18 protein-coding genes and 1 pseudogene are annotated in these 17980 nt (G+C 68.0%); 8 read left to right on the forward strand and 11 right to left on the reverse strand.

All coding sequences use genetic code 11. The features are described from left to right. Positions 1-19 precede the first annotated feature (19 nt). A complete protein-coding gene (locus tag K1X59_RS16805; RefSeq protein WP_220173605.1) occupies positions 20-2815 on the reverse strand; it encodes a hypothetical protein in 2796 nt (931 codons plus the stop codon). Between the two features lie 190 nt (positions 2816-3005). On the opposite strand from K1X59_RS16805, the gene K1X59_RS16810 reads away from it, so the two are divergent. Both K1X59_RS16810 and K1X59_RS16815 read left to right on the forward strand, forming a co-directional pair. Beyond that, positions 3006-3215 carry a LacI family DNA-binding transcriptional regulator gene (locus K1X59_RS16810; RefSeq protein ID WP_202045320.1) on the forward strand — a complete coding sequence of 70 codons (210 nt, stop codon included), beginning with the start codon at positions 3006-3008 and terminating at the stop codon, positions 3213-3215. A gap of 103 nt (positions 3216-3318) precedes the next feature. Further along, positions 3319-4209: an alpha/beta fold hydrolase gene (locus K1X59_RS16815; protein WP_220173606.1), complete on the forward strand. Its 891-nt coding sequence runs from the start codon at positions 3319-3321 to the stop codon at positions 4207-4209. Position 4210: 1 nt separating this feature from the next. Here K1X59_RS16815 and K1X59_RS16820 read toward each other — a convergent pair whose 3' ends face one another. The 3 genes and pseudogenes from K1X59_RS16820 to K1X59_RS16825 form a co-directional block, all read right to left on the reverse strand. Further along, complete coding sequence (locus K1X59_RS16820) at positions 4211-4900, reverse strand: glycosyltransferase (protein ID WP_258566901.1); 690 nt, start codon at positions 4898-4900, stop codon at positions 4211-4213. Next, positions 4837-5037: pseudogene (locus tag K1X59_RS21840) on the reverse strand (glycosyltransferase family 2 protein); the annotation flags it as partial. The gene K1X59_RS16820 and the pseudogene K1X59_RS21840, both read right to left, overlap by 64 nt. Before the next feature lie 55 nt (positions 5038-5092). Further along, a complete protein-coding gene (locus K1X59_RS16825) occupies positions 5093-5461 on the reverse strand; it encodes a hypothetical protein (RefSeq protein ID WP_183150885.1) in 369 nt (122 codons plus the stop codon). 75 nt (positions 5462-5536) lie between these two features. Between K1X59_RS16825 and K1X59_RS16830 the strand changes: the two genes are divergently transcribed. Next, complete coding sequence (locus K1X59_RS16830) at positions 5537-5902, forward strand: hypothetical protein (protein WP_183150886.1); 366 nt, start codon at positions 5537-5539, stop codon at positions 5900-5902. Positions 5903-5980: 78 nt separating this feature from the next. On the opposite strand, the gene K1X59_RS16835 is transcribed toward K1X59_RS16830, so the two are convergent. From K1X59_RS16835 to K1X59_RS16860, 7 genes are all read right to left on the reverse strand, one after another. Continuing rightward, positions 5981-9310 (reverse strand): PQQ-dependent sugar dehydrogenase, encoded by a 3330-nt coding sequence (locus tag K1X59_RS16835; RefSeq protein ID WP_244632130.1) that lies wholly within the window; start codon positions 9308-9310, stop codon positions 5981-5983. Continuing rightward, positions 9307-10098, reverse strand: coding sequence for a hypothetical protein (locus K1X59_RS21845; protein WP_258566902.1), 792 nt, complete (start codon positions 10096-10098; stop codon positions 9307-9309). The genes K1X59_RS16835 and K1X59_RS21845 overlap by 4 nt, the downstream gene beginning before the upstream one ends. A gap of 261 nt (positions 10099-10359) precedes the next feature. Next, entirely contained in the window at positions 10360-11112 is a 753-nt protein-coding gene (locus K1X59_RS16840; RefSeq protein ID WP_183150887.1) for an ABC transporter ATP-binding protein, read from the reverse strand. Next, a complete protein-coding gene (locus tag K1X59_RS16845; RefSeq protein ID WP_183150888.1) occupies positions 11102-11866 on the reverse strand; it encodes an ABC transporter ATP-binding protein in 765 nt (254 codons plus the stop codon). Before K1X59_RS16845 ends, K1X59_RS16840 begins: the two co-directional genes overlap by 11 nt. After that, complete coding sequence (locus K1X59_RS16850; RefSeq protein WP_244632132.1) at positions 11863-12978, reverse strand: branched-chain amino acid ABC transporter permease; 1116 nt, start codon at positions 12976-12978, stop codon at positions 11863-11865. Before K1X59_RS16850 ends, K1X59_RS16845 begins: the two co-directional genes overlap by 4 nt. After that, positions 12962-13846, reverse strand: coding sequence for a branched-chain amino acid ABC transporter permease (locus tag K1X59_RS16855; RefSeq protein ID WP_183150889.1), 885 nt, complete (start codon positions 13844-13846; stop codon positions 12962-12964). Before K1X59_RS16855 ends, K1X59_RS16850 begins: the two co-directional genes overlap by 17 nt. 7 nt (positions 13847-13853) lie before the next feature. Further along, positions 13854-15092, reverse strand: a complete 1239-nt coding sequence (locus K1X59_RS16860) for an amino acid ABC transporter substrate-binding protein (RefSeq protein WP_202045322.1) — start codon at positions 15090-15092, stop codon at positions 13854-13856. A 205-nt stretch (positions 15093-15297) separates the two neighbouring features. On the opposite strand from K1X59_RS16860, the gene K1X59_RS21850 reads away from it, so the two are divergent. The 5 genes from K1X59_RS21850 (at position 15298) to K1X59_RS16875 (ending at position 17972) form a co-directional block, all read left to right on the forward strand. Next, the gene (locus K1X59_RS21850; RefSeq protein WP_244632615.1) at positions 15298-15477 is read left to right on the forward strand and encodes a hypothetical protein; all 180 of its coding nucleotides are present in this window, start codon (positions 15298-15300) and stop codon (positions 15475-15477) included. Continuing rightward, complete coding sequence (locus tag K1X59_RS21855) at positions 15408-15815, forward strand: substrate-binding domain-containing protein (RefSeq protein WP_244632133.1); 408 nt, start codon at positions 15408-15410, stop codon at positions 15813-15815. The genes K1X59_RS21850 and K1X59_RS21855 overlap by 70 nt, the downstream gene beginning before the upstream one ends. Before the next feature lie 5 nt (positions 15816-15820). Beyond that, positions 15821-16231: a substrate-binding domain-containing protein gene (locus K1X59_RS21860; protein WP_258566903.1), complete on the forward strand. Its 411-nt coding sequence runs from the start codon at positions 15821-15823 to the stop codon at positions 16229-16231. Positions 16232-16273: 42 nt separating this feature from the next. Then, on the forward strand, positions 16274-16978 hold the full coding sequence (locus K1X59_RS16870; RefSeq protein WP_258566904.1) for a FadR/GntR family transcriptional regulator: 705 nt from the start codon (positions 16274-16276) through the stop codon (positions 16976-16978). Between the two features lie 118 nt (positions 16979-17096). After that, entirely contained in the window at positions 17097-17972 is an 876-nt protein-coding gene (locus K1X59_RS16875) for an NAD(P)-dependent oxidoreductase (RefSeq protein WP_220173607.1), read from the forward strand. The last annotated feature ends 8 nt before the right edge of the window (positions 17973-17980 follow it).

The raw sequence follows: 17980 nt of genomic DNA on the forward strand, positions 1-17980 counted from the left end.
CGTCGTGCGGACTATCGGATCAGACGTACTCGATCTTCGGGTCCCAGTTCGTCACGTCGAAGTAATGATCGTCGTTCTGCGCAGCGATGAAGTAGATCGCATCTCCGGCGTTCACGTCTCTCTCGAGGTCGAAACCCACCTCCGCGCTCGAGTCCCCCGGCATGGCCTGGGGACCCCACAGCACATCCCCCAGGTACGACGGCACCTCTCCCCCCGCAGCGATCGTGAGCGTCGTCCCGTCTCCTCCCTGTCCTGGCTGCGCCAGGGACGCCTTCCCACTCACCCGCACTCTCCCGGCCTTCGGTGCGAACCACTTGACCACCGCATCATGGGGCGCCTGCGGGCTCAGCGCACCGGCGAAGGCGAGCGTGTACGGCTCGTCACCCACCCAGCGGTTGTTGGTGGAGTCGGCCTTCATGTTGGTCAGATAGAGCGTCGATGACGAACGCCTGTCGCGCTGGAGGTAGGCCCAGTTGTTCGCGCCCTGAGTCAGAGCGAACGCCGTGGCGAGTTGCGTCGTGGTCGGCACGACCGGGGGCGGCGACGCGGGTCCACTCACTCCTCCGGAAGCGAGCGGGACGGCTGTCGCACTCGACCGCACCTCATCACCGGTGACGGCTCGCACCGCGTACGACGCGTCGCTCCCGTGCCCTGCCCCGAACCAGAACGTTCCTCGCGAGACCTTGTCGATCACTGCACCGTTCTTCACGATCTCCACATACGACACCCACGACGTCGCCGAGGCCATCGTCCAGTTGATCTCCGTGCCGCTCGCGCCGAGGTAGTTCGACAGGGTCTTCGTCGCGGCGGTCGGGGCCGCCGGCGCCGTCGTCTGCTGACCGGATCCCGGATAGTCCGTGAGATTGAAGAGGAGGATCTCCCCCTCCTTCAGCGCTGCGATCGGCACACCATCCGTCATCCACTGCGCGCCCGTCTTCGTCTGCGCGAAGCCGGGCGTCTTCCACATCCTCAACGCATAACTGTGAGTCGGCAGCAGGCCCTTCGGATGAACCGTCACCGCACTGCCGAAGTACGGCGTATAGCTCGAGAAGGTGAGATAGGACCGCTTCTGATCACCCGAGGATCGCTGGAGCACGTAGGTGTGGTCCCCGCCCACCACGGGAGGACGATAAACCTTGACCCAGCGGCCCACCATTCCCTGATCCGTGAGCCATCGTTGCAGCGCGATGTACTTCCGGGTGCTCTCTGCGACGGATTCGGAATACTGCGTCACCTGGCTGAACCCTGTCGCGATCGACGGCTCGGACGCGAACGTGTGAGAGATCTTGTCGATCGGCAGCTTCAGAGACTGGTAGTAGCCGGAGTAGTGATGCGCGTTGCCGTCCGTCGTCTGCTGGCTGTCGCTGAACCGGACGGCCCCCATCAGAAGTGTCTCTCCTCCTGAGGCACACCCGTCGATGGTGGCATCGCTGTGGCCGTCCTTCACGGATTTGAGCAACCCGAGAAACGCCTGGGACTGCAGGAGCATGGTGCTCTCGTCGCCCCCTGCCGGCCAGGACGGCATCCCGTCGTAGCGCCATCGGTACCCGCCCCAGTCCGCTTGCGCCGCGTCCGCTTTCGCCCGCGCCCACGCGGCCGCATCGCCGTTCGCGAGGTCGAGGTGAAGCCCGTAGAACGTGGCAGACGATCCGTTCACGAGCCAGTTCGGGTGTGCATCGAGCACCTCCGACCCACGATCGATGTGCCAGAACGGCATCCACATCTTGAGCTGGATGCCGGACTTTCTGACGTAGCTGCTGAGAGCGGTGATGTCGTCGCTGGCGAGTGCAGGCTTCCAGTCGCCCTTCCTGTCGTACCAGTTGTCGTCGATGTGCACGAGACCCGCGCCGATGTAGCGCGTGTAGTTCGCGGAGGCGACGGCGTTGGGCAGCTGAGGTGCGGAGCGCCACTGCCAACCACCACTGGGAACGATCGATCGGGTGTAGTCCCAGAGGTAGCGGTATGTGTAGTCGCCGATGGCGTTCCCGAGGTCATCGACATCGCCGCTGGCCACACCGAGCGTGACCAGCGGGAGTTCGATCGAACCGTTCGCCGGGATGCTCAACGCCGGTGTGTAGGACTGGACGACGGCACTGAGACCGGTTGTCTGACTGACGATCTGGCTCACCCAGTGCCCGTTGTAGTCGAAGGTGAACCACAGTCGATCCTTCGTCGCGACGTTCTCCAGGGCGAAGAACGTGTCGTAGATCGAGGTGCCGTTGCTGTACGAGCCCAGACCGGGAGTCGTGTGCCCGTCCACCTCGATGATCTCTGCCTGGTCATGAGAGTCGAACGCTCGGCTGTAGCTGGAGGTGAGCGGCACCTCCTTCAAGATGCCGGAGCCGGTGAAGTTCCCACCACCCGTCATGTAGGAGAGGGTCGTGCCGGCAACCGCGCCGCCGAGAAGGGAGTGCGTGAGGAAAGCAGGGTTCGTGAGGGTGGACGCGCTGCCCGAGACATTGTGGATGATGGTCCGCTCGGCGATGACGCCCGTCTCCGGGTACACGGTGTAGCTCCGGGTGACGGTGAGACCGCTCCGCACGAGAACGAGATCGAGTCGGACGGATCCATCGGGCTGATTCTGCGACGACTGCGCCTGCAGCCCCCAGCCCCCTGACCCGCCCCCGAGCACCGTTCCGTTCCAGGTGAACAGGAACTCCTGCGAGTTCGACGCTCCGCCGACGAAGTCGGTCGTTCCCGCGTTCGAGACCAGGGATGTCATCCGGAACACACCGCCGACCAGGGAGATCTTCTTGGTGATCGCGGCCGTCCCGAGCGTCCAGCTGTTCGTGGCCGCGTCGAACTCGACGATCACATCCGACGCGGCCGCGGCCGGATTTGTGTGCGGAGAACTCCACCCCACCATGGACGCGACGACAATTCCCGTCGCGCCCAACATGAATGTTCGCCTGCTCAGAGGCGGCGCCTCGCCCCGAGTGCCGCACACGTCCCACGCTTCGCTCATCATCGAGCCCTTCCTCTCACACGGTGAATCGGTTCACCACATGGTGACGGCTCCTGCCCATAAGGTCAAGAGGCAGATCATTGCGGCGGAGATGCGCGAGCGGGTGTTGAGCGCGATCGACGGGCTCGGCTTCGTCCGCACCAACGCGGCCCGCTCCCTCGTCACCGGGCGAGCCGACACCGTCGGATTCGTCGTCCTGGCACGAGTGATGCTGGAGCAGGACCCGGGAGTCGCCGCGCCGGCTCTGTGAGCCGTCGCGACACGCCACCGGGCGAGGCCGCGGCAGGGCGAGAGCCCGCCGACCGCGGCGCGCGATCCGGCCACGACCACGCGCCCGGGAGTACCGTGTCAGCGTGTCGACAGATTCACGCCGCGGACCGTCCTCCCTTGCGCCCGCCGCACTCGACGCGTCGATCGGCGACATCGACTGGACCGTCCCGCCCGACGGGGCCCGGCGCCGGCGGTTCCCGGCGCCGAGCGGAGACCTGGCGGTGATCGAAGTCGGGGATCCCACTCACCCCCGCGTCGTGCTGGTGCCGGGGGTCACGGGTTCGAAGGAGGACTTCACCCTGATGCTGCCCCTGCTCGTCGATGCCGGCTACTTCGTGCAGTCCTTCGACCTCGCAGGGCAGTACGAATCGCACGCGGCCGGCGCCGATGCGACATACTCGTCCGAGCTGTTCATCGGCGATCTGATCGCCTTCCTCGAAGCGGGCGCACCGGCGCATCTGCTGGGGTACTCGTTCGCCGGCACGCTCGCGCAGCTCGTCACGGTCCGTCGTCCCGAGCTCGTCCGCTCCCTCGCGCTCCTCACCGCTCCCCCGGGCGTCGGGAACGTCTTCGCGAGCATGAGGTGGCTCGGGCCGCTCGCACCGGTCACGAGCCCGCGTCGAGGCGCCGGGCTCATGATCTGGGGCATCGTGACGAACAAGAACCGCGTCCCTCCTCGCCGACTCGCGTTCGTGCGGTCGCGCTTCGCGCTCACGAGCCGGCGCAGCGTCGACGAGATCATCGGCCTGATGATGGCGACCCCTGACGTCCGCGAAGGCGTGCGCACGCTCACGATGCCGAAGCTGGTTGCGACCGGAACGCACGACCTGTGGCCCGTCGCCGCGCACGAACGGTACGCCCGCGAGATCGGCGCCGACTTCCGCGTCTATCCGACCGGTCACAGCCCGAGCGAGACGACGCCGCACCAGTTGACGGCCGATCTGCTCGCCCTCTACGCCCGCGCTCCGGGCTGATTCACGCGCCCGTCGTCGGTGCCGCAGCGTCACGTCGGGCCTGCCTGCGCCGGTGCGGCGCCTCCTGCGGCAGATGCAGGCGCACCGTGGGGAGCACGAAGCTCAGTCGCCGTCGCAGCGAGGCCCAGTCCTGGAACGGTCGCGCCGAGACCTCGACGACGAGCCCTCTGTCGCGAAGCACGGTCATGCCCGGTCGGACATGGAACGACAGGTCGAAGTCGTCATGGATGTTCTGCGCGTCGCGATGCACCTCGCCGCTCAGGGTCCTCCACGTCTCGGCGCGCATGGCCATGTTCGAGCCGAACAGCGGCGCGTGCCCGAGCAGCGGCGTGAGCACCGTGTACATCCCGCCGATGTAGAGGTGCTCGCCCACCCAGTGCACGAGCGGGGTCGAACCGTAGAACCGCGGATCACCGGTGACGAAGTCGAGGTCGTCACGCTCACGGAAGGCACGCTCGATGCGGGCGACCCAGTCCGGTCCCGGCCGGGAGTCGGCATCCAGCCGCGCGATGATGTCGCCCGTCGCCGCGTCGTACCCCGCGGCCGACGCCCGGGGATCCCCGGCACCGGTTCCGTCACCACCCGCGCCCCGAACCGCTCGGCGACGACGACGGTGTCGTCCGTGCTGCCGTTGTCGACGACGACGACCTCGTCCGCGGGACGTGTCTGCCGCTCGACGGCCGCGAGACACACCTCCAGCAGGCGGGCATCGTTGCGCACAGGGATGACCACGGAGACGGACAGCGGGAAGACGGTCGTCATCGTCCTCCCTTCCGCGCCGTCGACCGACGGAGACACAGACAGTCTCCATCGCGCAGACCCACGCATGCAGGATTGAGCCAGGAGCGGCGAGCGCGGTCTTCGCGAACGCGGTCGCTCCCGCTCAGCCGCAGAACGCCGCGGTCGAGTCCTTGAGCTGCTCGATGGCCTCGATGGTCTCAGGCGCCGTGAGGTCGGTCATCCCGCCGATCTTCTCGGCGCCCGAGCGGATGAGATCGCCCAACTGGCCGTCGACGTTCTGCGCGAGGCCGTCGAGCGACGCGACGAGGTCATCCCGCGCGGCGTCGGCCTGCTCCGCCGACACCTGGCCCTGATCCAGCAGCGACTGATACTGCCCGTACGCCTCGTCGATGGTCGTGCAGGTCGCCTCGACATCGATGCCCATGGCGTCGCCCGCCAGCTGCGTCACCTGCGAGCATCCCGCGAGAAGGCCGATGGCGAGGACGAGAGGGAGGACGACGATTCGGCGCATGCCCCGAGGGTAGCCGGGCTTGCTGGGGCGAGCCTGGTCGTCCTGGGCGCAGGCCCGACCTGTAGTGTCCCCTTCATGCGTCTCTTCAGCGGGCTCCTCCTCTGGCTCGTCGCGACCGTGAGCGGCGTGATGGGCGCCGGCTGGTTCAGCCTCGCCGGACTCGGCTGGTCGGGCGGTTTCATCACGAGGAGCTACTGGGACGACGAGAGCGGTATCGGCGTCGCGTTCGGGATCTTCGGCCTGGTGGTGTGGCTCGGACTCCTCGGCGCTTCCTTCGCGGTGCTGCGCGGCGGCGCCTTCCCGGCGACCAGGGGCATGCGCATCGCGTCTGTCGTGCTGACCATCGTGAGCGTCGTGGCGGTCGTGACGGTGTGCGCGCTCGCGATCGGGTGGCCGGAGCCGCCCAGCGAGTTCCCGACCCCGCCGTGGAACCGCGCTTGAGCTCACAGGGTCGGGCGCGGCGCACACACCACGGGCAGGAGGCGGATTCCGCCCCCTGCCCGTAGACCTGCCGAGCCGCTATCCGCCCGCGGTGACCAGCGTGAACGGCACCGTCGTGGCGTTGCCCGCCACGTCGTACACGACCAACGTGTTCGCACCGGCCACGGCGCCGAACGCCCCCGGCTTCACCGCATTGAGGTCGGACCAGACGTTGTCGGTGAGGTCCTTCGTCACACCGTTCAGCGTGAGGCGATCGATCTTGCCGGCGTCGTTCAGCTTGTACGAGACGAGGCTGTAGGTCCCGTCCGCGCCGACCGTGAACTGCGCCCCCGTCTTGACCGTGACGGTGGGAGCCATCACGTCAAGCGTGAAGGTCACCGTGGTGGCGTTGCCTGCCACGTCGTACACGACCAGGGTGTTCGTCCCGGCCACGGCACCGAACACGCCGGGCTTCACGTGGTTCAGGTCGGACCAGGTGTTGTCGGTCAGATCCTTCTCGACCCCGTTGAGGGTCAGCCGATCGATCTTCCCCTCATCCTGGAGCTTGAACGACACCCGGCTGTAGACGCCGTCGCGACCCACCGTGAACTCCGCGCCGCTCTTGACCGTCGCCACGGGGGCCGTGGTGTCGGTCTTCGCCGCCGTGACGGTGAGGTCGCGGAGGCGTCCGAAGTTGTCGAACGAGCCGAAGCCCACCCGACCCTCGGTGAACGTCTTGTCGTTCGCGGTCAGCAGCGGGGTGTCGAGCCCGTCGACGTAGACGGCGATGTCGCCGCTGTCGGCGCACCGGACCAGGCGCACGTCGTGCCACTCCTCGTCGGTGACGGCCGGCGGCGCCCCCACGGTCCCGTCCCACTGGTCGTCGATCCGCTCACGGTCGGCCTTGTTCACCTTGAAGATGCCGTTGTGCGGGTAGATCGAGTTGTCCTGCGAGAGGTGCGCGTAGTAGTACTCCGTATCCGACTTCCAGCCGAACACGAGGATCACATCACGGTTGTTGACCGACGCCTTCTCGTCCAGCCGCACCTCTCCGGTGAGGTCGAACGATCCGAGTTCCGGCCCCTCGGTGAGGACCGCGTACTCGAACGGACGTCGGATGCCGTCGTTCGGGTTGGTCCCCGCCTCGGTGAGCACGATCTGGTCGCCGGGGAAGTCCCACTTCGCGGGTGTCCGCGGCGCCCAGTCCTCCTCCGACATGACGTCCGAGATGACCAGGCCATCCGGGGTGCAGGTCGGCGGGGTCGGCGGTTCGACCGGCGGCACGGCGTACAGCGCGTACTGCGCGGCGACCTGCTCGGCGGTGGGAACCGTGTCGAGCAGCATGATGTCGTCCATCCGACCGTTGAACGGGTTGGCCTCACGCGTGTTCTGCGGGAAGCTGCCGCCGATCTTGATCCCGGCCGGTGCGGTGTCGGATGTGGATCCCGCACCCCACGGATTGGCCGCGGTGTACTTCCCTGCGAGCTCCTCGCCGTTCATGAACAGCTTCATCTCGCCCGCGGCGAAGTCGAAGGTCGCGGCGAGGTGCACCCACTGCCCCTTCTTGAGGATCTCGTTCCACGGCAGGTCGGCCGCGAACGTCCACGACCCTGCACCGTCGACGCGGCGCCCGAGCGCCACGAGCTTGAGCTCGCCGTCGACCGTGATCACCTCGAGCAGCGCCCGCACCGCGTGTCCGTCGGAGGTGCCGGTGAGCACGCCCGCGAGACCGATCGCGTTGTACACGTCGTCGGGGTTCGCCGTGCCCGAGTTCAGGGCCGGGTGATCGCCGGTCGGCTTGAACCAGCCCATGACAGAGGCCTTGTCGGTGCCGGCGAACGCGTCGAGCGAATCGACGCCGTTCGCGTCGTAGACGCCCGCCTTCCAGTCGTCGTTCGATGCCGTCCGCGGACTCATCTGCTGCGTCTGCAGCGCCTCTCCCGCACCGGGGTAGGCGCGGTCGGCCACGCGCATCTCCACCCCGCCGTTGATCAGCGAGATGTCGGTGCCCGAGCGCCCCTGGTCGACCTCGACGGTCGGCTTCGCGGCATCCGGGTGATCGAAGTCGTGGTGCGTGACGACGTTCGGCGCGAGCGCCGGCAGGACGAACGGGTTGGTCGGCTCATCGACCTCCCGCGCGCCCGTCACCTTCCAGATCTTGCCGTTGGCCTTGGAGACGAGGTAGAGCTCGCCGTCGGCGTCGGACCCGAATCGCAGGTCGACGCGCTTGTCGCCGACCAGCTCCTGGAACGTGGTCTCCTCGCCATCGGCGAAGACCCGCAGCTCCTCGATCGTGGCGAGGTCGTCGATGTCGCCGTCGTTGCGCACCATCTCATCGGCGTCGGTCGACAGCACCCAGCCACGGACGAGGTCGGTGAACAGGTAGCGACCCTGCAGTTCGGGGATGTCGCCGCGGTAGACGAATCCGCCGTTCACGGCCACCCCGGCGTCACCGGTCTGACCGGGGTCTCGGTTGTGATCGTAGGCGGCAACCGGGTAGGTGAACCCGTTCTCGGCATCGTCCTCCGGCAGCGGGAAGATCTGCCGGTTGTCGGCCAGGAACGACCCCTCGCGCACCGACCAGCCGAAGTTGTCGCCCGGTTCGACGGCATAGACCGACTCGACCTGCCACTCGCCGATGTGCGCGAGATACATGGTGTGGTCGCCCTCGGTGTCCCAGCTGATCCGGTGCGGGTCGCGCATGCCGACCGCGTAGATCTCGGGCAGCGCATCGGCGTCGTCGACGAACGGGTTGTCCGCCGGCACGCCGTATTCGCCGTTCTCGCTGTCGTCACCCGTCGGGTTCACGCGCAGGATCTTGCCCTGCGGTGTGGCGAGGTCCTGCGGGTTGCCGTTGCCGACGCCGTTGCCGCCGTCCCCGACGAGGATGTAGAGGTTGCCGTAGTCGGCGTCGCCGTCCTCGACGGTGGGGTTGAACGCGATCTGCTGCACGGTGTGCACGCGACCGGCGAACGGGATGCGCATGACCTCGCGGTGCGTGCCGGCGAAGGTCTCGGCGGATGGATCGCTCGCCTTCCACTCGGTGATCACGCTGTGGAACGCGGTGGTGCCGAACGCGGGGAAGTCGGGGGTGTCCTCCGTCAGCGCCGTGCCGCCCTCGGTGTGAACGGTGTAGAACAGACCGTTCTCGGCGAAGTCGGGGTGGAATTCCGCGGACCCGAGACCCGTGCCCAGACCTGCACTGTTGTGGAAGTTGTCGATGAACTCGTTCCGCACGTTGAGGTACGGCACGTACTCGCCCGACTCCTTGTCGACCAGGTACAGGATGTCGTTGTTGTCGGGCACCATCAGCCGGCCGGAGTCGTCGGGCACCTCGTCGAGGTGCGTGATGCGGTTGTGCCGCACCAGCCGCTGATCCTGCGTGGCCGGGGTCGTCTGCGACTTCGGCAGCTGCGCGAGCTCGGTCACCTCGATGCCGAGGTCGGCGAGCGCGGGGTCGGGGAGCGGGTTGAGCAGCGGCTCATTGGCCGTGCCGCCGGGGGCGCAGTCGCCGGGGTTGCCGGTGGCGATCGCGAGGTTCTCCCCGTGGTGTCGACGGCGACGTCGTCGAGCAGCAGGCGTCCGGTGCTCGTGGCGCCGTTCTTCCAGAAGAACCGGTCGAGCGCGCCGTTCACCGCCTGGCGGAAGCCGAACTGCTGCTCGGTCCCCTCCGGGAGTCGCGTCTGCTCCTCATAGGCGCCGCCCTGGCTGTACACGGTGACCTTGTCTGCCGCGTTGTCGGCGACGATCCACACGCACTGCCACGCGTCCTTCGACCACACGCCGGCCGGCTTGAACGCTCCGCCGTCGCGCACGCGCAGCACGTCGTCGTTCTGGTTGTTCACGTAGGCGCGACTGTTCACGTAGTCGTTCGGCGCATCCACGTCGGTGAGGCCGAACGAGGTGTCGACGCTGCCGGTGCGCAGGAACCGGAAGAAGAGCGTTCCGGTGGTGCCCTCGGCGATGGCCGGGATCGCGCGATACGACTGCTGACCGCCTCCCACGGACTCGACGACCTGGTTGTTGCCGTTCAACGGGTCGGCGATCACCCGGGGAGCCGCGGACGACGTCCAGCCGTCCTGCCCGTTCAACGCGACACGCTGGTACGCCTCGAAGTCGATCAGCTCGGTGAACGGCTCGGCCGCAGCCGCGGGGGCCGCCGTGAGCAGGGCTCCGACGACGGCCACCGCGGCGACCAGCGCACCCGTTCGTCGCACGCCGAAGGACCGAGGAGGAGGTGCTGCCGATCGAGTGTTCGAGCTCGCGGGGCGCATGATTCGTTCGTGCATCAGAGACCTCTCAACGTCGTCGTCGTGTGGTGTCGTGCCGATGGTCGTGCTCCTTCTCCGGGGCGGCACTGCAGCGGGGAAGGCGTGGAGCGGTACAGCAGGTCGGGGCGTAACCGCTTTCGCAAGCGCTTCCGCCAGATGGACGAGAAGGGCGGGAGGAGGCAGTCGCTGCCTCCTCCCGCCGGAGGTTCATCCCGCGTCGGGGACGGCGGGCTTGCCGCCGAGATACAGCGCGGCGAGGGTCGGATCCGCGAGCAGCTCGGATGCCGGACCCGAGATGTGCACCCGGCCGAGGTCGAGCACGCACCCGATGTCGGCGGTCTCGAGCGCCCGCCGCGCGTTCTGCTCCACGAGCAGCACGGCGGTGCCCGCATCGCGCATGCGCACGATCTGCTCGAACACCTTCTCGGTGGTCTTGGGGTCGAGGCCCATCGACGGCTCGTCGAGGAGCACGACCTTCGGGCTCACCATGAGCGACCGCGCGAACTCGACCTGCTTCTGCTGTCCGCCCGAGAGCAATCCGGCGAGCTGCTTCCACCGCTCCCCCACGATCGGGAAGAGGTTCTGCACGAACTCGACCCGCTCCTGGATGACCTTCTGATCCTTGAGGGTGAAGGCGCCGAGCATCACGTTCTCGCCGACCGTCATCTCCCGGAACACGCTGTGCCCCTGCAGCACGTGCGCGAGTCCGTGACGCAGCATCGACTGCGGCCCCTCGCCGGTGATGTCGCGGCCGTCGACGCGGATGCTGCCCGACCGGGGCTTGAGCATGCCGCTGGCCACCTTGAGCACGGTCGACTTGCCGGCGCCGTTGGGTCCGACGAGGCAGACCACCGATCCGGGCGGCACCTCGACGGTGAGTCCGCGGAGCACGAGGGCCGCACGGCCGTAGCCGGCTTCGATGTCGCGCAGCTCCAGCAGGTTCTTCGCTTCAGACTCCAAGGTAGGCCTCCAGGACTCGCGGGTCTTGCTGGATGATCTCGGGCGTTCCCTCGGCGATCTGGCGCCCGCGGTCGAACACCACGACGTGGTCGCACAGGCTCATGACCATCTCCATGTTGTGCTCGACGATGATGAACGTCTTGCCCTCCTCGTTGAGCTCGCGCACGAGCGTGGCGATGCGTCCGATCAGCGCCGGGTTCACCCCACCGGCCGGCTCGTCGAGCATGATCGTGTCGGGCTCACCCATGAGCACGCCCGCCAGCTCCAGCAGCTTCTGCTGGCCGTAGCTGAGGTTGCGGGCCTCGGCGTGCTCGAGGTGGTCGATGCCGACGCGTCGCAGCCAGCCGCGCGCCCGCTCCAACTCGTCGGGATCGTGTGCCGAGCGCAACTGCTGGCGGATGCTCGTGCTGCGCACCGCCACGAGCAGGTTCTCCATCACGGTCATGCGCGGGAAGACCCGGCACAGCTGGAAACTGCGGCCGATGCCGGCGCGGGCGATGCGGTCGGGCGACTTGCGGGTGATCGCCTGCCCCCGGTAGCGGACCTCGCCCGAGTCGGGCTTGATCATGCCGGTCACGCAGTTGAAGAAGGTGGTCTTGCCCGAGCCGTTCGGCCCGATCAGGCCGTTGACCTTGCCCTCCTGGAAGGTGACCGTCGCCCCGTCGACGGCGGTGACGCCGCCGAAGGACTTGGTCATCTCGACCGTGCTCAGGCTCTCGAGCGTGCGGGTGGACTGTGCCGTTGGGGCGTTCATGACGACGTCTCCTTCGTCGAGGCATCCGCTGTTCGGGCCCTGTTCTGCTCGAGCAGCTCGCCGGCGGTGACCTCGCGGATCGACGCGGCGTTCGAGGACCGGGTGAACAGTCCCTTCACGGCGGGGATGATCCCGTCGGGCATGAAGAGCACGACGATGCCGAGGAGGATGCCGGTGGCGATGAGGTGGAACTGCGTGTCGCCGAACTCGAGCTTGAAGTACTCGAGCGCGATGCCGACGACGACGGCTCCGAGCAGCGGTCCGAAGAGGTTGCGCACTCCGCCGAGCAGGGCCATCAGCACCATGTACGAGCCGATGAGGATCGAGAACTGGAAGATGGGGTCCAGGTCGCCGAACCACAGCGCGTAGAGTCCGCCGCCGAGCGAGACGAACAACGCCGACAGGACGTAGGCGATCAGCTTGTACCGCGTGGTGGGCACGCCGAGCGCCTGCGCCTTGTCCTCGTCTTCGCGGACCGACTTGAGTGCGGTGCCGAACTTGGACCGGTCGATGATCCACCACACGACGAGGGCGAAGGCCAGCAGGCCCGCGAACAGGTAGTAGAAGATGCGGTGGTGCTCGGGCCGCAGCACGTCGAACGGACGCGGGACGTTGAGCCCCTCGGAGCCGCCGGTGACCTCGCGCCAGCTCTGGAACACCAGCAGCATGATGAGGACGAAGGCGATCGACACGATCACGAACGAGGCGCCGCGCACCCGGAGGGCGGCGATGCCGATGGGGATCGCGATGATCGAGACGAGCACCGCCGCGAGGATCCAGGCGACGAATCCCGGCAGATCCAGGTACTTGATGAGCAGCCCGGTGCCGTATGCGCCGAGTCCGAAGTAGGCGGCATGCCCGAGGGAGATGTATCCCGTGAAGCCGCCCATGAAGTTCCACCCCGTCGACAGCACGGCGTAGTTGAGGATGACGACGCCCGCCGACAGGATGTACGGGTTCGGGGCGATCAGCGGGAAGGACAGCACGAGCGCGGCGCCGACCACGAGCAGGACGAGGCCCACCCATCTGCTCGACTTCCGCCGCACGGGTGCGGGCGGGGCGACCACGACCGTCTCGGTGGCGATCGGCTCTCTGCTAGAAACGCTGGGCAAGACGACCTCCGAAGAATCCTTGCGGACGGAACATGAGCGTGGCGAACAGCGCGACGTAGAAGACCGTCTGCGCCCACGTCGGTCCCAGTGGGAGCTGGAGCAGGCTCTGCGCGACCCCGAGGACGAGGGCCGCGATGGCCGCTCCGGGGATGCTGCCGAGTCCGCCGACGACGATGATCGCCATGAGCGGCCCGATCCAGTGCCAGTGCAGCGAGGGGTAGATCGTGGCGTCGAGCGAGAGCGCGGTGCCGCCGATCGCCGCCGTGGCGAGTCCGAGTCCGAATCCGTAGCCGGCGACCCGGTCGGTGTTGATGCCGACCAGGCGTGCGGCCTCGGGGTGCTGGATCGTCGCCCGCAGCGCCTGCCCGAACTTCGTGTACTTCAGCAGCACGAACAGCAGGGCGAGGGCCACGGCCGCGAGACCGAACGCGATGAGCTTCACCACCGGCACCTGGGCGCCGAAGAAGTCCAGACTCGCACTCGCGTACGGCAGCGGGATGCGGCGCTGGGTGCCGGTGAAGAAGAACCCGAGCGCCCCCTCGATGATGAGCGCCACCGCGAAGGTGAGCAGCACCGACATCATGGTCAGCGTCAACGGCTTGAGCCTCGACACCAGCAGACGTTGCATGACGACACCGGTGAGGAAGAACAGCGGGACCGTGACGACGAGCGACACCAGCGGGTCGATCCCCGTCTCGCGGTTGAACCACCACGCGAGGTACGCCGCGAGGATCAGGAAGGCGGAGTGCGCGATCATGACGACGCGCATGATTCCGAAGTACAGCGTGAGCCCGGCCGCCAGGAGGGCGTAGAGCCCTCCCAGCAGGACGCCGAGGATCAGGCTTTGCAGCAGCAGTGCTCCACTCACGTGCGGATCACCACGTCGGCTTCGGGAACAGGAAGTCGGCTTCCTTGACGTCTTCGGGCAGGACGATCAGGATCTCGCCGTCGATCCACTGCTGGATGAGGTGGGCGCCGGTGGGCTTGCCCGTCTCGTCCCAGCTGAGGGGTCCGACCACGGTCTCGACCTCGTTGTCGCGCAGCCAGTCGATGAGCTCCTGCTGGCAGTCGCCCTGCTCGGCGCATCCGACGGCCTCGACGGCGGCGGCGACGACCTGGCCGGTCGTGTACGCGTTCGCCTCATCCTCCGACGGCGGGTTGCCGTGCATCTCGGTGTACTTCTCGACGAACTCGATGTTGCTCGGGAACTGCGACTTGGGCGAGTACCCCGTCGGCGCCAGGATGCCCTCCGTCGCGCCGCCGATGGCTGCGGCGAACTCCGGGTTGGTCGGCGCGGTCGAGAACGCGGCGAGCTCGGGCTGATAATTCAGCTGCTGCAGCGCGATGATCAGGTTGACCGCGTCCTGGTACTGCGTGCCGCCGATGACGATGTCGGCGTCGGACTGCGCGATCTTCGCGGCGATCGTGGAGAAGTCCGTCGTGTTGGGCGGGTAGACCTCGTTCACGAGGATCTCGACCCCGGCTTCTTCCAGCTTGTCCCTGAGGCCGTAGGCGGTGCCCTGGGCGAAGGGGTCGTCCATGGCGGCGACGGCCGCGGTCTCCGGGCGCTGGTCCTCGGGGAGGGCCAGCAGGTAGTCCGCGAGGTTGTTGTAGTGGTCGTTGGCGATCGCGGGCGCGGCGTAGAAGAGGTTGTCGAAGCCCTGCTCGAAGACCTCCTCCGCGGCTCCGGCCGGCTCGACGAAGAGCATGCCGTACTCCTGCGCGACCCGGGCGGACGGGACGACGAGCCGGGTGGAGAACGGACCGAACACGAGGTCGACGCCGTCCTGCGCGATCAAGGACTCGTAGTCGGAGACGACGCGGTCGGCGTTCGACTGGTCGTCGAGGATCTTGAGCTCGACCTGACGACCGAGGAGGCCGCCGTTCTCGTTGACGATGTCGCGCCAGGCCTCGTAGCCGCGTTCGACGCCCTTGCCCGGCTCCGAGAAGTCTCCGGTGAGCGGGAGGGAGATGCCGATGACGATCGGATCGTCGGAGCCGCCACCCCCTTCGCCCTGGTCTCCGGTTCCGGAACAGGCCGAAACCGTGAGCGCGGCGATCGAAAGCGTTCCGATCGCGGCAGCGATCCGTCGACCGTGTCTGGGTGCAGTCATCCGAGTCTCCTACGTCATCGTAGCGAAAGCGCTTTCGTAAGCGCTTCCGCCACTATAGTGGGAGGGAAGAACGAAGAGCAACCTACAGCGCAATCAGCGTCGATCTTGCTCCTCAGGGGGAGGCTTCGTGAAGCGTGAGGGCGCGCCACGACTCATCGATGTGGCCGAAGCCGCCGGCGTCTCCCTGGCGAGTGCGTCGAGAGCGATGTCCGGCGGATCGGGGATCTCGCCCGAGGTCGCCGAACACGTCCGCGGCATCGCCCAGGCGCTCGGCTACGAGCCCAACATGCATGCGCGCGGCCTCGCCGGGGGCTCGTGCCCACCATCGGACTCGTCGTGCACGAGATCGGCGACCCCTACTTCTCCGACATCGCCAGCGGCGTGATCCGCAGTGCGACGCAGCAGAACCGATCCGTGCAGATCGCTCAGGCCGACCGCACGCCCGACAGCGAACTGGCCCAGGTGAAGTCGCTGCTGCGACAGCGCATCGGCTCCATCATCATCGCCGGCTCCGGGTACGCCGACCCCGCGATCGAGCAGCCGATGGCGGAGGCGCTGCTGGACTTCACGGCCGCGGGAGGACGCGTCGCGGTGATCGGCCGCCACCACCTCCCCGTCGATGCGGTGCTCCCCGACAACCATCGCGCCGGCGTCTCCGTCGGACGACACCTCGCAGATCTCGGGCATCGCCGGATCGGCGTGGTCGCAGGGCCCCCGAGCTGAACACGGTGGCCGATCGCATCGCCGGGCTCCGCGAGGGCACCAGCGATCCTGGCGTCGAGCTCACCGTGGTCTCCAAGGCGTTCACGCGCGAGGGCGGCATCGCCGGTGCGCGCGAGCTGCTCGACCGGGGCCTCACGGCCATCGTCGGGCTCAACGACGCGATGGCCATCGGCATCCTCAGCGAACTGCGCCAGCACGGCATCCGCGTGCCGGAGGAGATGTCGGTGGTCGGCTTCGACGACATCGCCGTCGCGCCGGACGTGGCGCCCGCGCTCACCACGGCGCGCATCCCCATGCTCGAGATGGGTCAGCACGCGGTCTCGCTCATCCTCCGCCCGGCGAGCGACGAGGCGCGGACCATCACGACGGCGCATGAACTGATCATCCGCCAGTCGTCGGGGCCTCCCCTGGCCTGACCGCGGCGCGGATATCATAAAGGTCGACCAATCGGAGCCGCCGTGACCACGACCTTGGAGACGCTCGTCTCCCGCCTCGTCGCCCTCGCCGTCGAAGAGGAGGGCTCCTCGGCGCGGCGCCTGCCGCCGGAGCGCGAACTCGGCGATGCACTGGGGATGAGTCGCGGGGCGCTGCGCGAGCACCTCGCCGTGCTCGAGCGCCTCGGCTTCCTCCACCGCACCCAGGGTCGCGGTACGTACATCGACGCTCCGGGCGACGACTTCGTCCGCAGCTACTTCACCATCGCGAGGGAACTCGGCTACCTGACCGACAGCCAGTTCGCCGAATCGCGCGTGCTCCTGGAAGAGGCCGTCGCCGAGGCCGCCGCCGCACGCGCGACCGCGATCGACGTCGCCCACCTGCGCGAACTCGTCGATCAGATGGTCGCCGCGACGCGGTCCGGCGACCACGAGGCGGCCTTCGAGGCAGACGTCGCGTTTCACCGGAGCCTCCAGAGCATGGTCGACAATCCGGTGCTCCGCCTCATCCACGAGGGGCTGAGCCACGTGCTGCGCGAGACGATCCGCGTGCGACGGCTGGATGCGGTCGCCGTGGAGACCCCGGACGCCGACGGCGTCCTGCGCACGGACAGCGTCCACTACCCGATCGTGGACGCGCTCGAGGCCGGAGACGCCGAGGCGGCGCGAGCCGCGATGCGCGAGCACTTCCGCAACTGGCAGTCGCTGCCGATCGCCGCACACCGTTGAGCACGGGATTGGTATAACCAATCTTGACATGCCCGCTTCGCGGTCGTATTCTGATCCACAGATTGGTTAACCAATTCTCAGATCATCGGCCACACGGACCAATGGAGGTCAGCGAGTCATGCCGGACACCGCCGCAGCAGTCACATTCGTCGGGTTGGGTGCGATCGGACTCCCCATGCTCCAGCGCCTCGTGGACGGCGGGATCGACGTCACCGGCGTCGACCCCTTCCCCGGCGCCCGCGAACGCGCACAGGCGGTCGGAGCCGCGACGGTCGGGGCCATCGGCGACGCACCTGCGGCCGCGGTCGTGGTGGCGATGGTCGCGACCCCCGACCAGCTCGACACACTCGTCGACCAGGCCCTGGCCGCCGGAGCCGTGCGCGGACAGCTCTGGGCCGTGATGAGCACCGTCGGACCCGAGGCCGTCGTCTCGGCCGCCGCACGACTGACCGACGCCGGCGCCGCGGTGGTCGACGCCCCGGTCACCGGCGGTGTCGCGCGAGCTCGCACCGGCGAACTCACCATCTTCGCGTCCGGAGCGGAAGCGTCGATCGCCCGCCTCGAACCGGTCCTCTCGCGGTTCGGCGCCGTGCGCATCGTCGGCGACGAGGTCGGGCGCGGACAGGCCATCAAGGTCGTCAACCAGCACCTCTGCTGCTCCGTGCACATCGTGGCCGCCGCGGAAGCGCTCGCTCTGGCGACGGCACTGGGACTCGACCCGGCCGAGGTGCTGCCCCTGCTCGAATCCGGCGCCGCCGGATCCTGGATGCTGTCCGACCGCGGCCCACGGATGCTCGAAGGCACCGACGTCGAGGTCACCAGCCAGATCAACATCTTCGTCAAGGACTCGGGACTCGTGTACGACGCCGCCCGCGCCGCCGGAGCCGAGAGTCCCCTGCTCGACGCCGCACGCGAGCGCTACCTCGCCGCCCAGGCAGACGGCCTCGGCACGCGCGACGACTCGCGCGTGATCGAGACCTACCGCCGTCGCTGACGGCCACC

Source organism: Microbacterium sp. Se5.02b, assembly GCF_019464375.1.
GTDB lineage: Bacteria > Actinomycetota > Actinomycetes > Actinomycetales > Microbacteriaceae > Microbacterium.